Raw genomic sequence first — 16,988 nt, 5'->3', positions numbered from 1 at the left:
CCCCGACTGCCCTCAAGCAACCTCCTTCCCGACCGGCTGCTCCGGAGAGGGCGGCAGTCACGAGTCCGACACTGAGCCCGCACGGGCAGGGCAAGAGCAAGTTCATCCCCGGCTCGCGTCGTCACGATCCCGACCCCGTACAGCTCGGCGGATATCTGGCCGAGGTACCCGGTGCTACCGATCCGGACACTGGTCAGCCGCTGGCGGCCGACAAGCTGGAACCGATCCTGTCCACTGTCCGCTCCACCGTTTCCGGTCACTGCCCCCGCATCGGCTGCCATGCACCGTGAGGAGGACCTGGGGACAGAGTGGAGTGGGCTGCGCCCAGGTGCCGGGCGATGGCGGTGACGGACTGCATGGCGCCGCAACGCGCCGCGGGCATGTCGCTGTCGACGGTCAGCGGGGTGGACGCCGATACCGGCGAGGCCGCCCCGTACGCGCCGTACGCCTTCTCCGGTGATCACATCCAGGTAGACAAGGCCTGGGTTGAAGCGATCACGGAGAGCCGGGAGTTCACGCCCAGCCAGAAGTTCCTTGTGCTGTGGTGGATTGGGATCTCACCCCTGGGCATGGAGCCGCTACGGGCAACTGGCGCCGACATCGGCAAGCGGGTCGGCATGACCGGCGATGCGGTCGGCAAGATCAACCGAAAGTTGCTCAAGCGGCGCATCCTGATCGAGCGGGGCCGCATCGGCAACTACAAGCTGTACCGCATCGGCCCGTACATCGCCTTCCATGGCACCGGCATTGAGCAGCGGGAAGCCATCAAGTCCTGCAGGCCGCCGGACATCCCCGGATTCGGCAACACCAACCCGTCGCACTGGGAGGCCAAGTGAACAACGAGGACAAGACCAAGCTCCTGGATGTTCTCCAGCGCACGGCCGGCATGACCGCCAACCAGCGCCTGGTCGTCATGCTTTACGCGATGCACCCCACCGACCGGGCCGGAGCTGTCGTAGAGACCGGTGCGGCACTTGCCGCTCCCGTGGGGATGTCGCCCACCGTCTTCTCCCGCACACGCCGCCAGGTTGTGGCAGCCGGCTGGCTGGAAGAGTCCGACCGGCTCGCGCACATCAGCTATTACCGGCTCAGCTCGAAGTCCACTGGCGAGGACGTCGTTGTCCCCTTGCGCCGGGCAACCTGAGGCCGCTCTCTGAGACCGTGCACATGTACGTGAGGTGGATGAGTACCGCTCCTGAGAGCGGTACTCATCCACCTCACGTACATGTGGCTGCGCATCTCCCGTGAGTCCTGGAAAAAGAGCGGGGGGATGCACTGTGCGAACCGGACATGGGGGAGCTGCACGCCCAGTGGCGCCGAGCAGTCGAGGCAGGAGCGCCTCGCTCTCCGGGTGGAGGTGCCCGTGAAGAGGTGCGACGCGTATAGGGGTACGGAAACCTGCACTCCGCTTAGAAGCCGGTGTCACCTGGTGGTGCTGGCTTCGCCGTGTCTGCAGACCGACAGGACCGCGAGGGGCCAGTAGCTGCTCCTTCGAGCGTGCCAAAAGTGACTTACCGGTACTGAGTCGGAATCCAAAATGCCTGTACGGCCTGCTGGGGCCCTTTTGGAGGCACCTAGGACCGATCACTCCAGGGAAGCCGCGAACGGTCGCGAGAGACCCTATTCTGTGGACCGACTTTTCTTGCGGTTCGCGAAACATGGCGCATATGTGCAGATTCGTTCCCTGTGTGATGTGGTGCAACACGCCTTGCATCCAGCGGAGGATGTCGGTAATCACCGCCGACGCCCAAACCGGCACCTGAACCGGATTCACCACCCGCTCGACCACCAGGTCGACCGGATCCCGGTCGGTCGGCCGGAGTCTTGATCCACTGCTCCCTATTGCGGGTGACGTCGCGCTCCAGGTTCTTGCGCCGGGCGTGGGGTTCGCGGATCCGGGCGCGGCGGGCAGGGGAGTCGTGGGCACGCTCGAAAAGTCACCGCTGAGGTGCTGATCCCCGGCGGGGGTGAACTTCGCGGCGCCTCATTGGCGTCGGCTTGCACCAAGAGGGTCCCCCTGTGGTGATGTCCGGGGGCGGGCTCTCGGCGGGGCCCAGCTCCCGTACCCCGACGCATGTCACCGGGGACAAGCCATCTCGGATGGCACCGCCTTCTGCACGTCATACCCATGGTCGCAGCCACGTCTCCTTGCGCGCCCGGGTCGGGGCGGGTGCGCCGGGAAGGCGCAATCTGATGAACAACGGGACGCGTATCAACCGCCGGGCCATGCAGCTTCGGCTGTACACCGGGATTCCCTGGACCGGGTGCCTCCAGCGGGTGCGTGCGGCATCGTCCCGCACGCGACTGATCTCCGAGCTCTCCTCCACCGAGCAGACCCTGCTTGAGGGTCTGGTGATGAGCACCCTGGCCTGGCGCAAGATCAGCACCCTGCACCCCTGGGGAATCACACACGTCGATCCCCAGCCGGACCGGCTCGTGATCTGCATGGAGGGCGATGTCGTCCAGCAGTGGAACCCGTCCCGAACCGAGGCGAAGGATCTCGTCGAAGCACTGCTCCCACGCTCCTACGACCGCGCGCTGGAGAGCGGCATCGCCGGGGTGCGTGCCCAGGTCGAGAAGGACAAGGTCGTCCTGCGCTCGCTTCAGTCGCCGGCGCAGGTAGTCCTCGACGGCATCGAACCGTTGCGCTGGACACAGGCGGTGAAGGAAGTAGAGGCCGAGTCGGCGGACTGCGGACTGACGTCCTGGTCCCGTGCTGCCCCGGACTCCTGGTACGCCACGGAACGCAGCCAGATGACACGGGCCTGGACGTCAGCCTGGCTCTACAGCGGTGTTCCACGCCGAGTGGGGCTGGTGCGCACCTTGGGTATCCCACTGCTCGTCACGGGTTGGGAGAATCCTGCCAGCACCGCGGGATCTCGCCTCGTTCTGGATCCGCACCACCCCGCGCTCGGCGCGCCGCGAAGCGCCGCCAACGCACAAGGACACCGCCGGTTCGCACGGCTGCTCGCGGACCCCGAGTGGGGATTGCCCCTGAGCGTCCTGGACGAGGATTGCCACTGCCGCCCAGACGGATCCTCGGATCAGTGCACGACGATCCTGTGCTCTTCGCTTGGCTGGCCGGGCGAGCTGGAGGTGCGCACGATTCAGCGGCACGGCGAGCGGCTGGAGCGCATGAAGGGATGGGGTACATCAGGGGAGTGGAAGGCCCGACGGAAGCTGGCTCTTCGAGTGCCGAGCTGGGCAGACCGCGAGCTGGACCGCAAGACCGGGGAGCCCAGGGCTGGTCGACGGGTGTCTGGGGGCGCAGAGTCAGGTTGAGGGCACTGCTCCTCTGGGCGATGTCCCCCTACGATTCGCCATGGCGGCCAGAGTGCGCGGCGTGCAGGAGCCAATGGGTTGTCGGGCCGGGAGCGGATGTGCCCGGCGGCAGCATCGGCTTCGGGATGGGCACCGCCGGGCACTGCTCAGAATGGCATTGAGCTGGGGCGCCGCTGGCATAGGGGGGCGGTGTGTTGCCCCGATCTGCCTAGAGTCGGCGAAGGACGGCGGTGACTTTGCCGAGGATGGTGGCCTCGGCACCCCAGATCGGCTGGTACCCGGGATTCTCCGGGAGGAGCCAGACCTGGTCACCGTCGCGCTTGAACCGCTTGACGGTGGCTTCCCCGTCGATCATGGCGGCGACGATGTCGCCGTTCTGCGCCTCGCTCTGGGAGCGGACGACGACCTGATCGCCGTCGGCGATGTGGGCGTTGATCATCGAGGAGCCGACGACGTCCAGGACGAAGAGGTCGCCCTCGCCCACCAGCCGGCGGGGGAGTGGCAGGACGTCTTCGACGTGCTGCTCGGCAAGCACCGGGGTACCCGCGGCGATCCGCCCGAGGAGCGGCACGTTCACGGCCCGGTGCACGTCGTCAGGTGGGGCGGCGAGGGCGGCGAACCGGTCGGCGGTGATGCGGTAGGCGCGGGGGCGCTGCGGGTCGCGCTCCAGGACGCCGCGCCGCTCCAGGACACCGAGCTGGTGGGCCACTGAGGAGGTGGAGGCGAGCCCGACCGCGGCCCCGATCTCGCGCATCGAGGGCGGGTAGCCGTGGGCGCGGACGTGGTCGCGGACGGCTTCCACGATCGCGCTCTGGCGTGCGGTGAGGCCGTCGGGGCCGGGGCGGATTCCCCTGGGGCGGCCGGGGCCGGGGCGGGTAGGGGGCATGGCTCTCCCGGTTGTGATCGTTTCGTGCACGCTACCCCGCCGCACCCATCGACGCGAACAAGCGATCGAAATTCTTTCCGGCTGTCCCGCCCGTGCCGCGCCTGGCCGGGAGGGGTTCCGGTGGCCCCATCCGACAGCTGATGCCGTGCGGGCAGAAGTGGCACACGCTAGGCTATTCGTACAGACGTTCTAATCATGTGGTGGGGAGGGTACGCAGATGAAAGGCGGCAGGTCATGCCCGGTTTTACTCATCTGCATGCCGCCTCCGGGTTCTCCGCCCGCTACGGCGGCTCCCATCCCGAGGCCCTGGTCCGGGCGGCTGCCGACCGCGGCATGGACACGCTCGCGCTGACCGACCGCGACACCGTCACCGGCACGGTCCGCTTTGCGAAGGCCGCCCTCGCTGCTGGCGTGCGGCCCCTCTTCGGCGTCGACATCGCCGTCGCCCCGCACACACCCGCACCGACCACCCCCACAACACGGCGTCGCACCCCGGTGCGCGGCGGCGCCCACGTGACCGAGGCCCCGCTGCGCATCACCCTGCTCGCCCAGAACCGGACCGGGTGGGCGCGGCTGTGCCGTCTGGTCTCCACCGCACATGCCCTGCCGTCAGGCCCGCCGATCGTGCACCACCAGGCCTTCACCGAGGTGGGCGTGGACGGGCTGATCGCCCTGCTGGGACCGGCCTCCGAGCCGCTGCGCTCCCTCTCCGCCGGCCGGGCCGACCGCGCCGAGCAGCTCCTCACCCCGTGGCAGGCCCTGTTCGGGACGGGGCTGCGGCTGGAGGTCCTCTCGTACGGCACCCTGGGCACCGGGCCCGGCTCCACCCGGCTCGCCGCCCGCACCCTCCAGCTCGCCGACCAGCGTGGCATTCCCGCCGTGCTCACCAACGCCGCCCGCTACGCCGATCCCGCCCAGCACCGGCTCGCAGACGTCCTGGACGCGGCCCGGCTGCTGCGCCCGATCGACCGCCGCCGCCTGGACTCCGGACAGAGGTGGCTCAAGGGCCCCACCGACATGGCCACCATCGCCACCCGCATCTGCGAGGCAGCCGGGCAGGAGCCTGAGCGGGCTGGCCGGCTGCTGGGTCAGACCGCGGAGACCGCGCAGGCCTGCGTCCTGGACCCCGTCGCCGATCTCGGTCTGGGGCGCCCGCACTTCCCCGAGCCGGCGGTCGTCGGCGCCGGGACGGAGCCGGGCGCGGTCGCGGCGCTGCTGCGTACCCGGGCCGAGGCCGGTCTCGCACGCCGCGGCCTTGACCACGTCCCCGCCGCGGTGGAGCGGATGGAGGAGGAGCTGCGGGTCATCACGACGCTGGGCTTCGAGGCGTACTTCTTGGCCGTCGGCCAAGTCGTCGCGGACGTCCGCGAGATGGGCATCCGGGTTGCCGCCCGCGGTTCGGGGGCCGGGTCGATGGTCGCGCACGCCCTGCACATCGCGACAGCCAACCCGCTGGAGCACTCGTTGTTGTTCGAGCGGTTCCTGTCCGAGCGGCGTACGTCGCTGCCGGACATCGACATCGACGTGGAGTCCGCCCGCCGCCTGGAGGTCTACGACCGCATCTTCGTCCGCTTCGGCCCGGAGCGGGTCGCGGTCACCGGCATGCCCGAGACCTACCGCGCCCGCCACGCCCTCCGCGACACCGGCCTTGCGCTCGGCATCGCCCCCCAGCACGTCGACAGGATCGCGAAGTCCTTCCCGCACATCCGGGCCTGCGACATCACCTCCGCGCTCGCCGAACTCCCCGAGCTACGCGAGCTGAAGGAGGAAGCGGGCCGCTTCGGAGCGCTCTTCGAGCTGGCGGAAGGCCTGGACAAGCTGCCGCGGGGGATGGCCATGCACCCGTGCGGCGTCATCATCACCGACAACACCCTGCTGGACCGGCTGCCGGTACAGCCCACCCCGGGCGGCCAGTACCCGATGGTCCAGGCCGACAAGCACGACGTCGAAGACCTCGGCCTCATCAAGCTCGACGTCCTCGGAGTACGGATGCAGTCCTCGATGGCGCACGCCGTCCACGAGATCGCCCGTACCAGCGGTGCCGCGCGCATCGACCTCGACGACCCCGCCCAGGTGCCGCTCGATGACTTCTTCGCGTTCAAGATGATCCAGGCGTCCGACACCATCGGGATGTTCCAGCTCGAATCACCCGGCCAGCAGGACCTCCTGGGCCGACTGCAGCCCCGCGACCCGCAGGACGTCATCGCCGACATTTCGCTGTTCCGGCCCGGCCCGGTGTCCGGGGGCATGCCCGCCCAGTACATCGCCGCCCGCCACGGCGCCGCCCCCGCCTACCCTCACCCCGACCTCGAACCCGTCCTCGCCGACACCTACGGCGTGACGATCTGGCACGAGCAGATCATCGACATGTTCGCCGTCCTGACCGGCTGCGACCGGGCCATGGGCGACGTCGCCCGCCGCGCCCTCTCCAACGCCGACCGCCTCCCGCAGGTCCGCACCTGGTTCCTGCGCGAAGCCGGAGCCCGCGGGTATACCCGCGACGTGCTGGAGGAGATCTGGCAGGTGATCGAGGGGTTCGGGGCGTACGGGTTCTGCCGCGCGCACGCGGTCGCCTTCGCCGTCCCCGCGTTGCAGTCGGCATGGCTCAAGGCCCACCACCCGGCCGCCCTGTACGCGGGCCTGCTGGAGCACGACCCGGGCATGTGGCCGATGCGGGTGATCATCTCCGACGCCCGCCGCCACGGTGTGCCAATCCTGCCCGTCGACATCAACCACTCTGCCGCTGCCTACCAGTTGGAGAAGGTGCCGGACGGGACGTGGGGAGTGCGGATGTCGCTCTCCGGCGTCAAGGGCATCCAGGAGGACGACGTGCGCCGGATCGTCGCCGGCCAGCCCTATGCCGGGCTGGCAGACCTGTGGGAACGCGCCCACCCCTCCCGGCCGACCATGGAACGCCTGGTGGAGATCGGCGCCCTCGACCGAGTACGCGGCACGCAGAGCCGTCGCGACCTGCTGCTCCAGGTCCACGAACTCCACCGGCATTCCCGCCAGCGGCAGGCCGAGGGGCAGCTGCCTCTGGACGGGCTCACCGCGACCAGCGGCCCGTCGGGGCTGCCGGAGATGACCGCCCGCGAAGCCCTCGGCGCCGAACTGGAGGTCCTCAAGGCCGATGTCTCCCAGCACCTGATGGACCACCACCACCGGATGCTCTGCGAAGTCGGCGCCACCGACGCAGCCCACCTCAAGAACTTGCGGGCCGGGCAGCAGGTTCTGGTCGCCGGGGTCCGCGCCTCCACCCAGACCCCACCCATCCCCTCGGGCAAAAGGATCATCTTCGTCACCCTCGAAGACGGCGCCGGCCTGGTCGACATCGCGTTCTTCGAGGACTCCCACGAGGCCTGCGCCCACACCGTCTTCCACTCCGGGCTCCTCCTCGTCCGCGGCACCGTCGAAGAACGCGGACCCCGGCGGACCGTGGTGGGCTCGATGGTCTGGGACCTGGACGCGCTCGCCGACGCCCGCCGCGACGGCGGCCCCGAAGCCGTCCTCGCCCTACTGGGACGCTCCCGCACCAGCCCCACCCCGGCTCAGCCGCAGCGCACCCTGCCCGACGGAACCGCCGGCGCCCGGCTGCATCCGTGGGCCGACCTCCAGCCCGCAGGCACCCGCTCCGCCGACCTCACCGCTTATGGCCACCGCAGCCCCGGGAGCCCCGGATGACCACCCCCACCGCCGCTGGCGTGCGCGACCGGCACATCCTGCGCGTGCACTTCCACCTCCCGTACGACGACCCCACCCGGTACGAGGAGTTCATCGGGCTGCTCACCACACTCACCCCGCTCGTCCAGCCCCTGCCCCCGCTGGCCGCTGAGCTCGACGTCACCGGCTCACTGCGGCTGTTCGACCGGGATGTCGAGGCGCTGGGACGGCTGCTGCAAATCCGCGTCAAGGCCCTGTACGGCATCGACACCAGCGTCGGTGCCGCGCCGAACCGGATGCTCGCGACCATGGCCGCCGACGCCACCCCACTCGGCGGCCTCACCCTCGTGCCCCACACCGTCGACGCCATCGCCCGGTTTCTGCGTCCGCGCCCGGTCGCCGCCCTCCCGAGGATTGGCCCCGCTACAGCCCGCACGCTCACCCGGCACGGCCTGCACCAGATCGGCGCCCTGGCCGACACCCCGCTCCTCACCCTCCAACGCCTGTTGGGCACCGCAACCGGACGCCTCCTGCACGACCGCGCCCACGGGATTGACCCCCGCCCGGTCGAGCCCGGCGAGAACGCCAAGTCCACCAGCATCACCCGCGAGTTCCCCCACGACACCCTCGACCCCGCCGCCCACTACGCAGCGCTCCTGGGGCTCGCGGAGGACCTCGGGCTGCGCCTGCGCACCAGCGGACAGGTCACCAAAACGCTGACGTTGACGGTCCGCTACGCCGACCGCACCACCACGAACCGCTCCCGCACCCTGAACGAGGCCACCCAGCACAGCCGCGCCCTCGCCGCCGACGCGCACGCGCTCCTGACAGTCCTCGGCCTGCAACGGGCTCGCGTCCGCGCCTTCACCCTGCGCGCCGAAGGCCTGAGCCAGGCCGCCGATGCGAGCGCCCAGCTGTCCTTCGAGCCCGCGGACGAGCACGCTCTGGCCCTGGAATCCGTCGCCGACCGCATCCGCGCCCGCTACGGTGCCGCCGCCGTTCAGCCCGCCACCCTCGCCACACCCCACGTCCGTTCCCGCTCCGCGACACGGCAGGAGAACCGCACATGACCGAGCAGCTCAGCCCGTACGAGCAGTACCCGCACTCCTATGCGGCGCTCGCCGCCACCCACCAGGGCCATCCCACAGCAACTGTCGTGGCCCTGCTGCGCCGAGCGGCCGAGCGGGCGTTGCTGGAGTTCCCCGAACGGGATCTCTACGACCAGGCCCGCGCCATCACCACCGGCACCGCCTACCGCCTGCGCATTGCACCCTGGACGCACGCATGAGCGAGCGGACCGTTTACCACCTGACCCTCCGCTTCCGCCCGGGCGGCCCGGCGGTGTACGGGCAGTGGGAGAGTGCGGAGACCGCCGACCGCAAATTCCTCAACACCGTGGGCCCAGCCCGGCGTGACGATCGCGCTGCGCGAGCAGCACGACGGCCTGGCGGAGCGCCTCGTTCGGCAGTGGCCCGAATAGGGTGACGCGGTGACTCACCCTGCTGCCCGCCTGCCCGCCGATCCCGCCGGGCTGCGCCTGCACTACGCGTACGAGAGTGCCCCGTTGGCCGGGCCGCACGCCCGCACCGTCGAGCCGTGGACGGTGAGCATCCGCCATCACGACCCGAAGCACAGCACAGGTGAGCAAGGGGTGCAGGTCGGGCGGATGGTGTTCTACCGGGTCCGGCTCACCCAGGGCCGCAATGCGCACGCGGCTCTGGTGGACGAGAGCGAGGACCTGGTCGAGCTCGCCGACGCTGTTCTGGATCCGGTCACCGGCTACTTCACCGGTGAGGTCGGCGACCGGCTCCTTTACGCGGGGACCGATCTGCTGGTCATGGACGAGGTCCGGCTCGATCCTGCCTGGCGGGGCGCTGCCCTGGGACCTGTGCTGGCGGCTGAAGCGATCAGCCGGCTGGTGCCCGGGTGCCGGGCCGTCGCCTGCACCTCGGGCCTGCGCCCCGATCCGGGCTGGACCCCGGATGCGCAGGAGTGGGACCGGGCAGCGCGCAAGGTCACCGCCGGGTGGGAGCGCATCGGCTTCGTCCGCCTCCGCAAGGAAACGTTCCTCCTGGACCCGGCGGCCGAGGCCTTCGAGCAGCAGCGGGAACTCCTCGAAGAAGCCTTCGCCCGGCTGTGTCGCGCCTTCCAGGATGCCCGCCCTCCCCGGTAGACGTAGCCTCGGGTGGTTCAGGCGCTCGGCCTACGGGCTGCGGACTTCTTTGCCAGAGTCTTCTGGGCGACCTTCGCCGCCAAGGTCCAGCGCGCCGCCTTCCACTACCAAACCAGCGTCCACCAGCGCGACTGGGAAGAGATCTGCCTCCTCACCACCGCCTGCCTGCACCGTGGCACGATCGCCGACTGCGTGCAGAGGCACCTGCCGTACACCAACGGGGAACCGCTCGCCCCCTACCCGGACGGCTCGAAGCACACCGCACGCTGGTCGACTCCCGAGCCGCAGCGGCTCGACGTCTCCAACGTCTACCCCGGCCCCGTGACCGAACTCCCCGCTTCCGGTGTCCACCCATGGTGATACGGCGTCCCGGTGAGCTACAAGCTCTTCCCCGAGACCGGGCCGCCCGTCCGTGTGACACGGGTGATGCGCGTCGTGCACGAGAACGGCTTCTGGGTGGTCGACCAGGTGAGAGACGTTCGCAAGGGTGAGGAGAAGACCGGTGTGGCCGCCATCCTGACCAGAGACCTCTCCCGGTCCTGAACAGCCTGGTTCGAGCGCTGCCGGGCCGCCGTCACCGCGTCGTTCGGCCGTGCGAAGGCGGCGGGTGTGCACCATTGGTGTGCTCAACGTAGGCGTCGAGCACACCGAGCGCGCGGGCGGCGGGGGCCAGTAGCTGTCGGGCGGTGGGGTCCAGGGTGCCGAGCGCGGTCATCAGGTTCTGGATCGCCACCCACGCGTACCGGTAGGTCTCGTCGGTCCACGCCGGGATATCGCGCAGTTCGGCGGTTGCCGCCGCCGCACCCAGGGCGGCACGCGCGTAGCGGCAGTCGGGAGCTGGGCGGGGGGCAGCCCCGCCGCCCATTTCGACCCATTCCCTGGCCGTCATGATGTGCGGCCTCCGGGCATCGCAAGCTTCCGCGTGCAGCTTTGTCTCCGCCCGCAGAGGCGCGTACGCCTTCCCTTCAGCCTTCCACCCGCAGTAGCGGCAGCGAGCCACGTATCCGGTGCGCCCGGGGCAGCGCGGGTCCAGCGGTCGTTGCCGGTGCTTTCCCTTGCCGGTGCGGGTGCAACGTGAGCCGTCGGCGTGTTCGGCCCAGATCTGCCCGTCGAAGATGAGCGTTTCCTCGACGGTGCCGTCTGCGTGGGAGAGGTGGGCCGTGGGCATTGCAGCCGGTCCCTTCGCGCGCGTGGTGTCGTTGGTGGCATTCCCTCTGCACAACGGCACTGCTCGGTCGACGGTCACATGCTCGGGACCGGAACCGGGGCCGGGTCTCAGGGGGCGTTGACGCAGGCGGCCCTTCCGTTTGCTGTACGCCGGGTCGCGTTCATTTCCGTTCATCTGCCCGGTGCCCGCTGGGACCGTCATCGGCATGACCTTTCTGGAGAACATCCTGGCGGGACTCGTCGTTGCCGTGCTCTCGTGGTGCGTCCACAGGGTGCGGACCCGGTGGGCCGCACCGCGCCGCCTTTCAACGAAACGGGGAACTCTCGCCATGGGAAAACGGATTCACCCTTACCGGGATGACTTGCCGATGGGTCCGCACCGCGAGCTGGCCGAGCTGCTGATCAAGTTGTACAACGAATGGTGCCCGGGCTATCTGGAGGTGGCAGAGCGCGCGTCGATCTCGACAGGGTCGGTGACCAATGTCCTGAAGGGGCTGGCTCTGGTGTCGAAGCCGGTAACGATGAGCGCGGCGAACGTGCTGGCGTTGGGTGCGGTTAGGACCCGCCCCCATCTCAACGCCGAGGGCGCGGACGAGGCGCTGACCGCTTACACGCGCAAAATTCAGGACCTCTACGAGCGGGCTGTTGGGGAAGAGACCGATGCCCCGGCCGTGAACGGAGCCCATGAACTCTGGGACGAGATCGTGCGCCGCCCCTGGGACTCGGTGCTGACGGGGCGTCTGACGTCCGACGTGCTGGAGGCCATGCAGAGGAGCAGCCTCGAAACCGTGTCCGTCGACCCTTATGACCGCGGTGTGGTGCTCGTGATCGGCGTCCCGGACGTCCTGGCGCTTTACGCCTTCGATGAGGGCGTCGGGCCTATGGACAGCACGCGTTCCTGGGAGGACGAGTTCGCGGACGAACTGGGGCGCAGGCTCCGCATGGTTCTGAGGGTCCGTACGTTCATTTCCGAAAACTACGACGTTGAGGTCGAGGAGGACGGGCGCGGGAAGTGAACCGGTGCCGGTCGTGGCCGGCGGCGACGCGGTCGAGAATGCGAACGAGCGCGGGGCCGGGGGTGAGGGCCTGCCCCCGGGTGCGCTTCTCGCTGGTGAACAGGGGGCAGGAGGCGGGGTGGGATCCGGCTTGGGGAACGTGGACGCGGTGGGGGAGGAGGCGCAGGAGTGGGACCGGGCCGCGCGCAAGGTCACCGCCGGGTGAGAGCGGATCGGCTTCGTCCGCCTGAAGAAGGAAACGTTCCTCCTAAACCCTGCCGCCGAGAGCACCGCGAAGACCTGGAAGAGGCCTTCGCGCAGCTGTGCCGCAGCTACCAGGAGGCACACCCGTCGCCGTAGTCATCGCAGGCACTGCTGTTACCGCAGTTCGCGACGGCGCCCGGCCCCATGCCCGTTGAGTCGAGGGGGATGCCGCGCGGTGGGGACTGCCCGGTCTCGCGGTTACGCGGAGCTTGCGTCATACGTCACCGCATCACGCCCGATCCCCAGGGCCGAGAGGAGGACGTCGAGTGCTGCTTGGTCGTCTTCCGTCTCCCTGAGGACGGAGACGATGGTGTCCGTCATCGCGCTGTCCTGGAGGCGGTGCAGGGCGAAGTGCACGCCGCGGATCTGGATCATCGCGACGTCAACGCCTCCCAGGTCTTCCCAGCCGCGCTCGATCGTCAGCTTCAGCCGGCCTGCCATGGCTTCCAGCGATGGTGCCAGTGCTGCCACTTCGCGGAAGAGGCCCGAGACGTACCACCACATGCTGGTCTGCAATGCAGGGTTGGGGTTCGCGCACGCTGTGGTGGGCGCATCCATCCAGTCGGCTTCCGGGCCCGGCACATCCAAGTTCAAGATCATCCCCTCGCTGTTTACCGCACCCTACGCGCCACCTTGACCTCAGAGAACAGGGAGCAGCGAGCACCTTTGAACGGGCAGCACAACGTGGCGGGCCGGTGTGCTGATGCACTCCATTCGCGGGGCATTTCGTGTTCGCGCTCCGCGACGAAACGTTGTGGGCCATGGTCGTAGGACAGGCCTTCCAAGGGGGCCGGTTCGGGCACACAGTGCGGGGTATCAGGCCCGGTGGTGGGGAGGGGAGTGCGGTGGAGGAGCGTTGGGACACTGACGAGTTCGGGGCGTCGCACGAGGGCCGGGTGGGGGTGCTGCTGGCGGACGGCAGTGTGCCGAAGCCGGTGTACTTCGACGGTGCCTCCGCGTACGGCACCACCTCGAACCTATGGGTGTACTACGACGGCCGTCGTTTCCATGGACCGCGGGCTGATGCCCTGCGGGCCGTGTGCTCCTGCGGATGGGTGGGCGAAGGGCGCACGCTGGACTGGGAACAGATCGGCGAGACGCCGCTGCGCGAGGGCGGTGAGGACGCGGCGGACGCATGTTTCGAGGACTGGGACCAGCATCTCCAGGCGGTCGAGCGCGCCGCGGTCCCACTGCCCCAGGATCTGATCGCGCTGCTGGAGGAAGTGGTGTCCCGCATCGATGCCCTCACTGCGGATCATCCGGTGGCCGGGGTGCGGGCAGCGCGTCGCCTGGAGGTCCTCGCCGCTCAGGTCGGTGTCGCCGCCCACGGAGCGGCGCACGCTTCACCGGACGAGGTGGCACCCGCGCTGGGTATCAGCGTGGACGCGGCGCGTTCCCTGCTGGCCCGGCTGGGCGGCTGGAGCGTCTACAGCACAGCCTTCGAGGAGACCGGCGCCTTCTGAACCAGCCCCGGCGGCCGCCCGGTATCCGTGGGACCCGGACGTGCTCCGGGTGCCGGGGCTACGGGGGCGTTCTAGGCTGGAGTGCCCTGGAGGCTGGAGGACTGTCATGCCACGCCCTGTCTGGAGCGGAGCGGTCTCGTTTGGCCTGGTCACGATCCCGATCAAGGTCTATCCGGCGACCGAGTCCCACAACATCAGCTTCCACCAATACCACCTGGAGGACATGGGCCGGGTGCGCTATCAGAAGGTCTGCGAGCTCGACGGCGAGGTCGTCGCCAACGACCAGATCGGCAAGGCGTACGAGGTCTCCAAGGACACCCTGATCGCGGTCACCGACGAGGAACTCGATCAAGTTCCGCTGCCAACCGCGAAGGCCATCGAGGTGGTGGGTTTCGTTCCGGCGGCGTCCATCGACCCGGTGAGGATCGGCGCCTCGTACTACCTGGCAGCCGACGGGCCGGTCGCAGCGAAGCCCTACACCCTCCTGCGGCGGGCGCTGGAGCGCAGCAGCAAGGTCGCCGTCGCGAAATTCGCCTGGCACGGCCGCGAACGCCTCGGCCTGCTGCGCGTCATGGAGGACGCCTTGGTCCTGCATGGCATGAAGTGGCCCGATGAGGTCCGCTCGCCCACCGAACTCGCCCCCCGGAAGATCGAATTGGACGACAGGGAGGTCGGCGCGGCGATTTCCCTGATGGAGGAGATGACCTCCGACCATGGCCTGGAGGGGTACCGCGATCACTACCGCGAGGCGCTGGAGGAACTTCTCGCCGCGAAGGCGGACGGCCACCAACCGTCCACCGCCGAGGACGAGGGCAGGCCGAAGGAGACGGTCGTCGACCTGATGGCGGCCCTCCAGCAGTCCGTGGAGTCCGCCCGCGCCTCCCGCGGGGAACACAGCACCGAGGACGCCAGCGTCCACGACCTCGCCGGCCACGCCAAGAAGAAGGCCCAGGCGAAGAAGACGCCGGCGAGGAAGACCGCGAAGACGGCCCAGAAGGCACCTGCGAAGAAGCCGGCCGTCCGGAAGTCGACCGCCTGACCACAAGAGGGTGGGTCAGTCCCGGACGCGGGTGACCGTGATTGTGGCGTGCCGGGTGGTACCGGCCAGGACTTCCACGGTGAGACCCGGCGGGCAGGGCGTGTAGCGGACACCGTCGGGGGTGTGCACCGGTGCGGTAGGGGCGGTACTCGCGAGGTGGACGGCAACCTCGGCACGGACCGGGGCCGTGATCTTGCGGGACAGCGCAATCTCCCCGCCCGGCAGCCGGATGGCGAGGGCCACGGGGTAGGCGCGGGTGCCAGTGAAGCCGACGACCTCACCATCCACCGTGTCACTGTGCCGGTACTTTCTCCAGCCGCGTTTCCCGGCCGGGTAGACCCCGTCGAGCCGCTTGATCACCAAGCCCTCAATCCCTACGAGCCGCAGGCTCTCCCACCAGATCCGGGCCACATCTGGATCCGTGGTCATGGGCACCGCCTGCAGCGGGGGCCCGAGCGGAGCGAGGATCTCCTCCAGCAACGCCCTGCGCTCCCGGTACGGCCACGACAGGAGCGAGCCGTGGGCGGGTTGGCGCAGGATGTCGAAGCAGGCGAAGAAGGCAGGCAGCCTGCTGATGAGAGCGCTCGCGCGCCGGCTGCCGGATCCAGACCGCTGGAGCACCGCGTTGAAGTCGAGCTTCCCGGCCCGGTAGACGACCGCCTCACCGTCCAGCAGGACCCCGTCGGGCAGGTCCATGGCCGCCGCTGCCAGGTCCATCCACGAGGAGGTCACCACGTGCCCGGCCTTGGACCGCAGGACAGCACCTGACCTGGTGCGCTCGATGGTCGTCCTTGCCCCGTCGAACTTCGGTTCGTACGCGAGCTGCGCCTCGTCCACCGGGAGGCTGTCCACGGCCTGGGCGAGGGCCAGGGTGATCGGGGCGTCCATCCCCCCACCCTGCCGTGGGCGATCGGCGGCCGCGCGGGGGAGTAGCCCAGCCACCCCATTGCCGAAGACCGGTACGGGGCGTCCGGTACGAGGCGGTGCCGGTGCTGCGGTCCGCGCGCCGCGACAGCCACGCTCCACGCCCGGAGGCGGGCATGGCAGCGAAGACACCCGCCGGGTCTGGTGGGCGAGGCCAGCAGGGGTAGGCCACGGTGGATTGTGGAGTTGGTACGGCTGCCGCCGCAGTTGGCCGCGCTGGGGACGCGCGGGGGTCAGGGCATGAGGGTGGACAAGGTCGGGTGAATGCGCCGCTACATCGCCGACCGCGACTGGCTCACCGTGGTCCTGCTGCCGCCCTACGCACCCGACCTCAACCCGGTCGAAGGCATCTGGTCCGTACTGCGGCCCCCGGCTGTCCCGGATCTTGAAGTCCATCGCATCCCCTGAGCTGGGGTGTTGCGACGACCACTAGAAGAACTCAAGACGGTGGGCTGGGGCGCTTCGGCCTACTACGCGTACTTGCCGCTGGCCAAGATCTCAGTGGCCATGCTGCCCACGACGTCGCGCCGGTTGAGCCCCTCCATCCACACGGCAGGGTACCCAGCCGGTAGCCCTCGCTCCACGGCGTCCACCAAGTCCTTGAGCTTGAACGTGATGCTCGTGTCCGCGCTGAGGCCGACGATGTCCTCCACCGCGCGCTCCGTGCGCACGAGTAGGTCCTCGACCAACTCATCCTCATTCGTTGATGCACCCCCCAGCAGTAGTTGCTGAACTGCGCGACTAGTTCAGCCCGTCACCCGACATCATGGTGCCCCTCCAAGCCGCCCGCGGAGCGAAGTACAGACATCTCCACCGAAGGAGGCAACGGCGCCAACGGCACACAGAACACCTCCGCCAACATCACTCGCGCCAACGCGTGTCCTCCACCACCGCATCCCGGCCCGGCAGCAGCAGCGTCAGCCGGCCGTCGCCGGACTCGTGCAGGGCGCCGAAGAAGCCGGCGTCCTCGATCGACGACGGACACGAGCCGACGCCCAGCTCGGCCACCTCATACAACCGGGGTGTTCGCGAATTGTCCTGGCCAGGGCAGCAAGGGGAAGTTCGGAGATCGCTTCCCACCGGATGGAAGATCGTTGCCCGGGCAGCGGCGGATCCGTGCCGCCAGTTGTCTCCG

General features: G+C 69.4%; 18 protein-coding genes and 1 pseudogene. 13 read left to right on the top strand and 6 right to left on the bottom strand.

All coding sequences use genetic code 11. The features are described 5' to 3' along the window. Positions 1-380 precede the first annotated feature (380 nt). From IE269_RS39660 to IE269_RS39650, 3 genes are all read left to right on the top strand, one after another. Positions 381-836, top strand: coding sequence for a MarR family transcriptional regulator (locus tag IE269_RS39660; protein ID WP_189828241.1), 456 nt, complete (start codon positions 381-383; stop codon positions 834-836). Between the two features lie 50 nt (positions 837-886). Then, positions 887-1,144: a replication initiation protein, RepL2 gene (locus tag IE269_RS39655; protein ID WP_438817672.1), complete on the top strand. Its 258-nt coding sequence runs from the start codon at positions 887-889 to the stop codon at positions 1,142-1,144. 1,049 nt (positions 1,145-2,193) lie between these two features. After that, on the top strand, positions 2,194-3,282 hold the full coding sequence (locus IE269_RS39650) for a hypothetical protein (RefSeq protein WP_189828198.1): 1,089 nt from the start codon (positions 2,194-2,196) through the stop codon (positions 3,280-3,282). A 208-nt stretch (positions 3,283-3,490) separates the two neighbouring features. Here IE269_RS39650 and lexA read toward each other — a convergent pair whose 3' ends face one another. Then, positions 3,491-4,168 carry a transcriptional repressor LexA gene (gene lexA / locus IE269_RS39645; protein ID WP_189828197.1) on the bottom strand — a complete coding sequence of 226 codons (678 nt, stop codon included), beginning with the start codon at positions 4,166-4,168 and terminating at the stop codon, positions 3,491-3,493. Positions 4,169-4,402: 234 nt separating this feature from the next. On the opposite strand from lexA, the gene IE269_RS39640 reads away from it, so the two are divergent. The 6 genes from IE269_RS39640 to IE269_RS39615 all read left to right on the top strand — a co-directional run bounded on the left by IE269_RS39640 (position 4,403) and on the right by IE269_RS39615 (position 10,544). Next, positions 4,403-7,849, top strand: coding sequence for a DNA polymerase III subunit alpha (locus IE269_RS39640; protein WP_189828196.1), 3,447 nt, complete (start codon positions 4,403-4,405; stop codon positions 7,847-7,849). Further along, a complete protein-coding gene (locus tag IE269_RS39635; RefSeq protein WP_189828195.1) occupies positions 7,846-8,898 on the top strand; it encodes a DNA polymerase Y family protein in 1,053 nt (350 codons plus the stop codon). Before IE269_RS39640 ends, IE269_RS39635 begins: the two co-directional genes overlap by 4 nt. Beyond that, entirely contained in the window at positions 8,895-9,116 is a 222-nt protein-coding gene (locus tag IE269_RS39630; RefSeq protein WP_189828194.1) for a hypothetical protein, read from the top strand. The genes IE269_RS39635 and IE269_RS39630 overlap by 4 nt, the downstream gene beginning before the upstream one ends. A gap of 201 nt (positions 9,117-9,317) precedes the next feature. After that, positions 9,318-10,001, top strand: coding sequence for a hypothetical protein (locus IE269_RS39625; RefSeq protein WP_189828193.1), 684 nt, complete (start codon positions 9,318-9,320; stop codon positions 9,999-10,001). Positions 10,002-10,013: 12 nt separating this feature from the next. Beyond that, positions 10,014-10,361, top strand: a complete 348-nt coding sequence (locus IE269_RS39620) for a hypothetical protein (protein ID WP_189828192.1) — start codon at positions 10,014-10,016, stop codon at positions 10,359-10,361. A gap of 12 nt (positions 10,362-10,373) precedes the next feature. Next, a complete protein-coding gene (locus IE269_RS39615) occupies positions 10,374-10,544 on the top strand; it encodes a hypothetical protein (RefSeq protein WP_189828191.1) in 171 nt (56 codons plus the stop codon). Positions 10,545-10,575: 31 nt separating this feature from the next. Here IE269_RS39615 and IE269_RS39610 read toward each other — a convergent pair whose 3' ends face one another. Next, positions 10,576-11,169 (bottom strand): hypothetical protein, encoded by a 594-nt coding sequence (locus IE269_RS39610; protein WP_189828190.1) that lies wholly within the window; start codon positions 11,167-11,169, stop codon positions 10,576-10,578. 205 nt (positions 11,170-11,374) lie between these two features. Here IE269_RS39610 and IE269_RS39605 point away from each other — a divergent pair, with 205 nt between their 5' ends. Further along, positions 11,375-12,184, top strand: coding sequence for a hypothetical protein (locus tag IE269_RS39605; RefSeq protein WP_189828189.1), 810 nt, complete (start codon positions 11,375-11,377; stop codon positions 12,182-12,184). A 441-nt stretch (positions 12,185-12,625) separates the two neighbouring features. Here the strand turns inward: IE269_RS39605 and IE269_RS39600 are convergent, their stop codons facing one another. After that, complete coding sequence (locus tag IE269_RS39600; protein WP_189828188.1) at positions 12,626-13,021, bottom strand: hypothetical protein; 396 nt, start codon at positions 13,019-13,021, stop codon at positions 12,626-12,628. A gap of 251 nt (positions 13,022-13,272) precedes the next feature. Here IE269_RS39600 and IE269_RS39595 point away from each other — a divergent pair, with 251 nt between their 5' ends. Together IE269_RS39595 and ku are read left to right on the top strand one after the other, a co-directional pair. Next, the gene (locus IE269_RS39595; RefSeq protein ID WP_189828187.1) at positions 13,273-13,890 is read left to right on the top strand and encodes a hypothetical protein; all 618 of its coding nucleotides are present in this window, start codon (positions 13,273-13,275) and stop codon (positions 13,888-13,890) included. Positions 13,891-13,996: 106 nt separating this feature from the next. After that, positions 13,997-14,929, top strand: coding sequence for a non-homologous end joining protein Ku (ku, locus tag IE269_RS39590; RefSeq protein WP_189828186.1), 933 nt, complete (start codon positions 13,997-13,999; stop codon positions 14,927-14,929). 15 nt (positions 14,930-14,944) lie between these two features. On the opposite strand, the gene IE269_RS39585 is transcribed toward ku, so the two are convergent. Next, complete coding sequence (locus IE269_RS39585; RefSeq protein WP_189828185.1) at positions 14,945-15,817, bottom strand: ATP-dependent DNA ligase; 873 nt, start codon at positions 15,815-15,817, stop codon at positions 14,945-14,947. Positions 15,818-16,129: 312 nt separating this feature from the next. Here IE269_RS39585 and IE269_RS39580 point away from each other — a divergent pair. Next, positions 16,130-16,219: pseudogene (locus IE269_RS39580) on the top strand (transposase); the annotation flags it as partial. Positions 16,220-16,323: 104 nt separating this feature from the next. Here IE269_RS39580 and IE269_RS39575 read toward each other — a convergent pair. Together IE269_RS39575 and IE269_RS43540 are read right to left on the bottom strand one after the other, a co-directional pair. Then, a complete protein-coding gene (locus IE269_RS39575; RefSeq protein ID WP_189828184.1) occupies positions 16,324-16,524 on the bottom strand; it encodes a hypothetical protein in 201 nt (66 codons plus the stop codon). A 190-nt stretch (positions 16,525-16,714) separates the two neighbouring features. Continuing rightward, positions 16,715-16,988, bottom strand: a 274-nt coding sequence (locus IE269_RS43540; RefSeq protein ID WP_318299695.1) for a hypothetical protein, incomplete at its 5' end; no start/stop codon positions are given.

The organism is Streptomyces spiroverticillatus (assembly GCA_014650415.1).
GTDB classification, from domain to species: domain Bacteria; phylum Actinomycetota; class Actinomycetes; order Streptomycetales; family Streptomycetaceae; genus Streptomyces; species Streptomyces spiroverticillatus.
The sequence above is the reverse complement of the archived record's forward strand: the minus strand, read 5'-3'. Positions and strand labels throughout refer to the sequence as shown.

What these genes read in the sequence shown, in the direction of transcription:
- IE269_RS39660 (WP_189828241.1), top strand. Translation starts at nt 381, where the DNA reads ATGTCGCTGTCGACGGTCAGCGGGGTGGACGCCGATACCGGCGAGGCC.
- IE269_RS39655 (WP_438817672.1), top strand. Translation starts at nt 887, where the DNA reads ATGACCGCCAACCAGCGCCTGGTCGTCATGCTTTACGCGATGCACCCC.
- IE269_RS39650 (WP_189828198.1), top strand. Translation starts at nt 2,194, where the DNA reads ATGAACAACGGGACGCGTATCAACCGCCGGGCCATGCAGCTTCGGCTG.
- lexA (WP_189828197.1), bottom strand. Translation starts at nt 4,168, where the DNA reads ATGCCCCCTACCCGCCCCGGCCCCGGCCGCCCCAGGGGAATCCGCCCC.
- IE269_RS39640 (WP_189828196.1), top strand. Translation starts at nt 4,403, where the DNA reads ATGCCCGGTTTTACTCATCTGCATGCCGCCTCCGGGTTCTCCGCCCGC.
- IE269_RS39635 (WP_189828195.1), top strand. Translation starts at nt 7,846, where the DNA reads ATGACCACCCCCACCGCCGCTGGCGTGCGCGACCGGCACATCCTGCGC.
- IE269_RS39630 (WP_189828194.1), top strand. Translation starts at nt 8,895, where the DNA reads ATGACCGAGCAGCTCAGCCCGTACGAGCAGTACCCGCACTCCTATGCG.
- IE269_RS39610 (WP_189828190.1), bottom strand. Translation starts at nt 11,169, where the DNA reads ATGCCCACGGCCCACCTCTCCCACGCAGACGGCACCGTCGAGGAAACG.
- IE269_RS39605 (WP_189828189.1), top strand. Translation starts at nt 11,375, where the DNA reads ATGACCTTTCTGGAGAACATCCTGGCGGGACTCGTCGTTGCCGTGCTC.
- ku (WP_189828186.1), top strand. Translation starts at nt 13,997, where the DNA reads ATGCCACGCCCTGTCTGGAGCGGAGCGGTCTCGTTTGGCCTGGTCACG.
- IE269_RS39585 (WP_189828185.1), bottom strand. Translation starts at nt 15,817, where the DNA reads ATGGACGCCCCGATCACCCTGGCCCTCGCCCAGGCCGTGGACAGCCTC.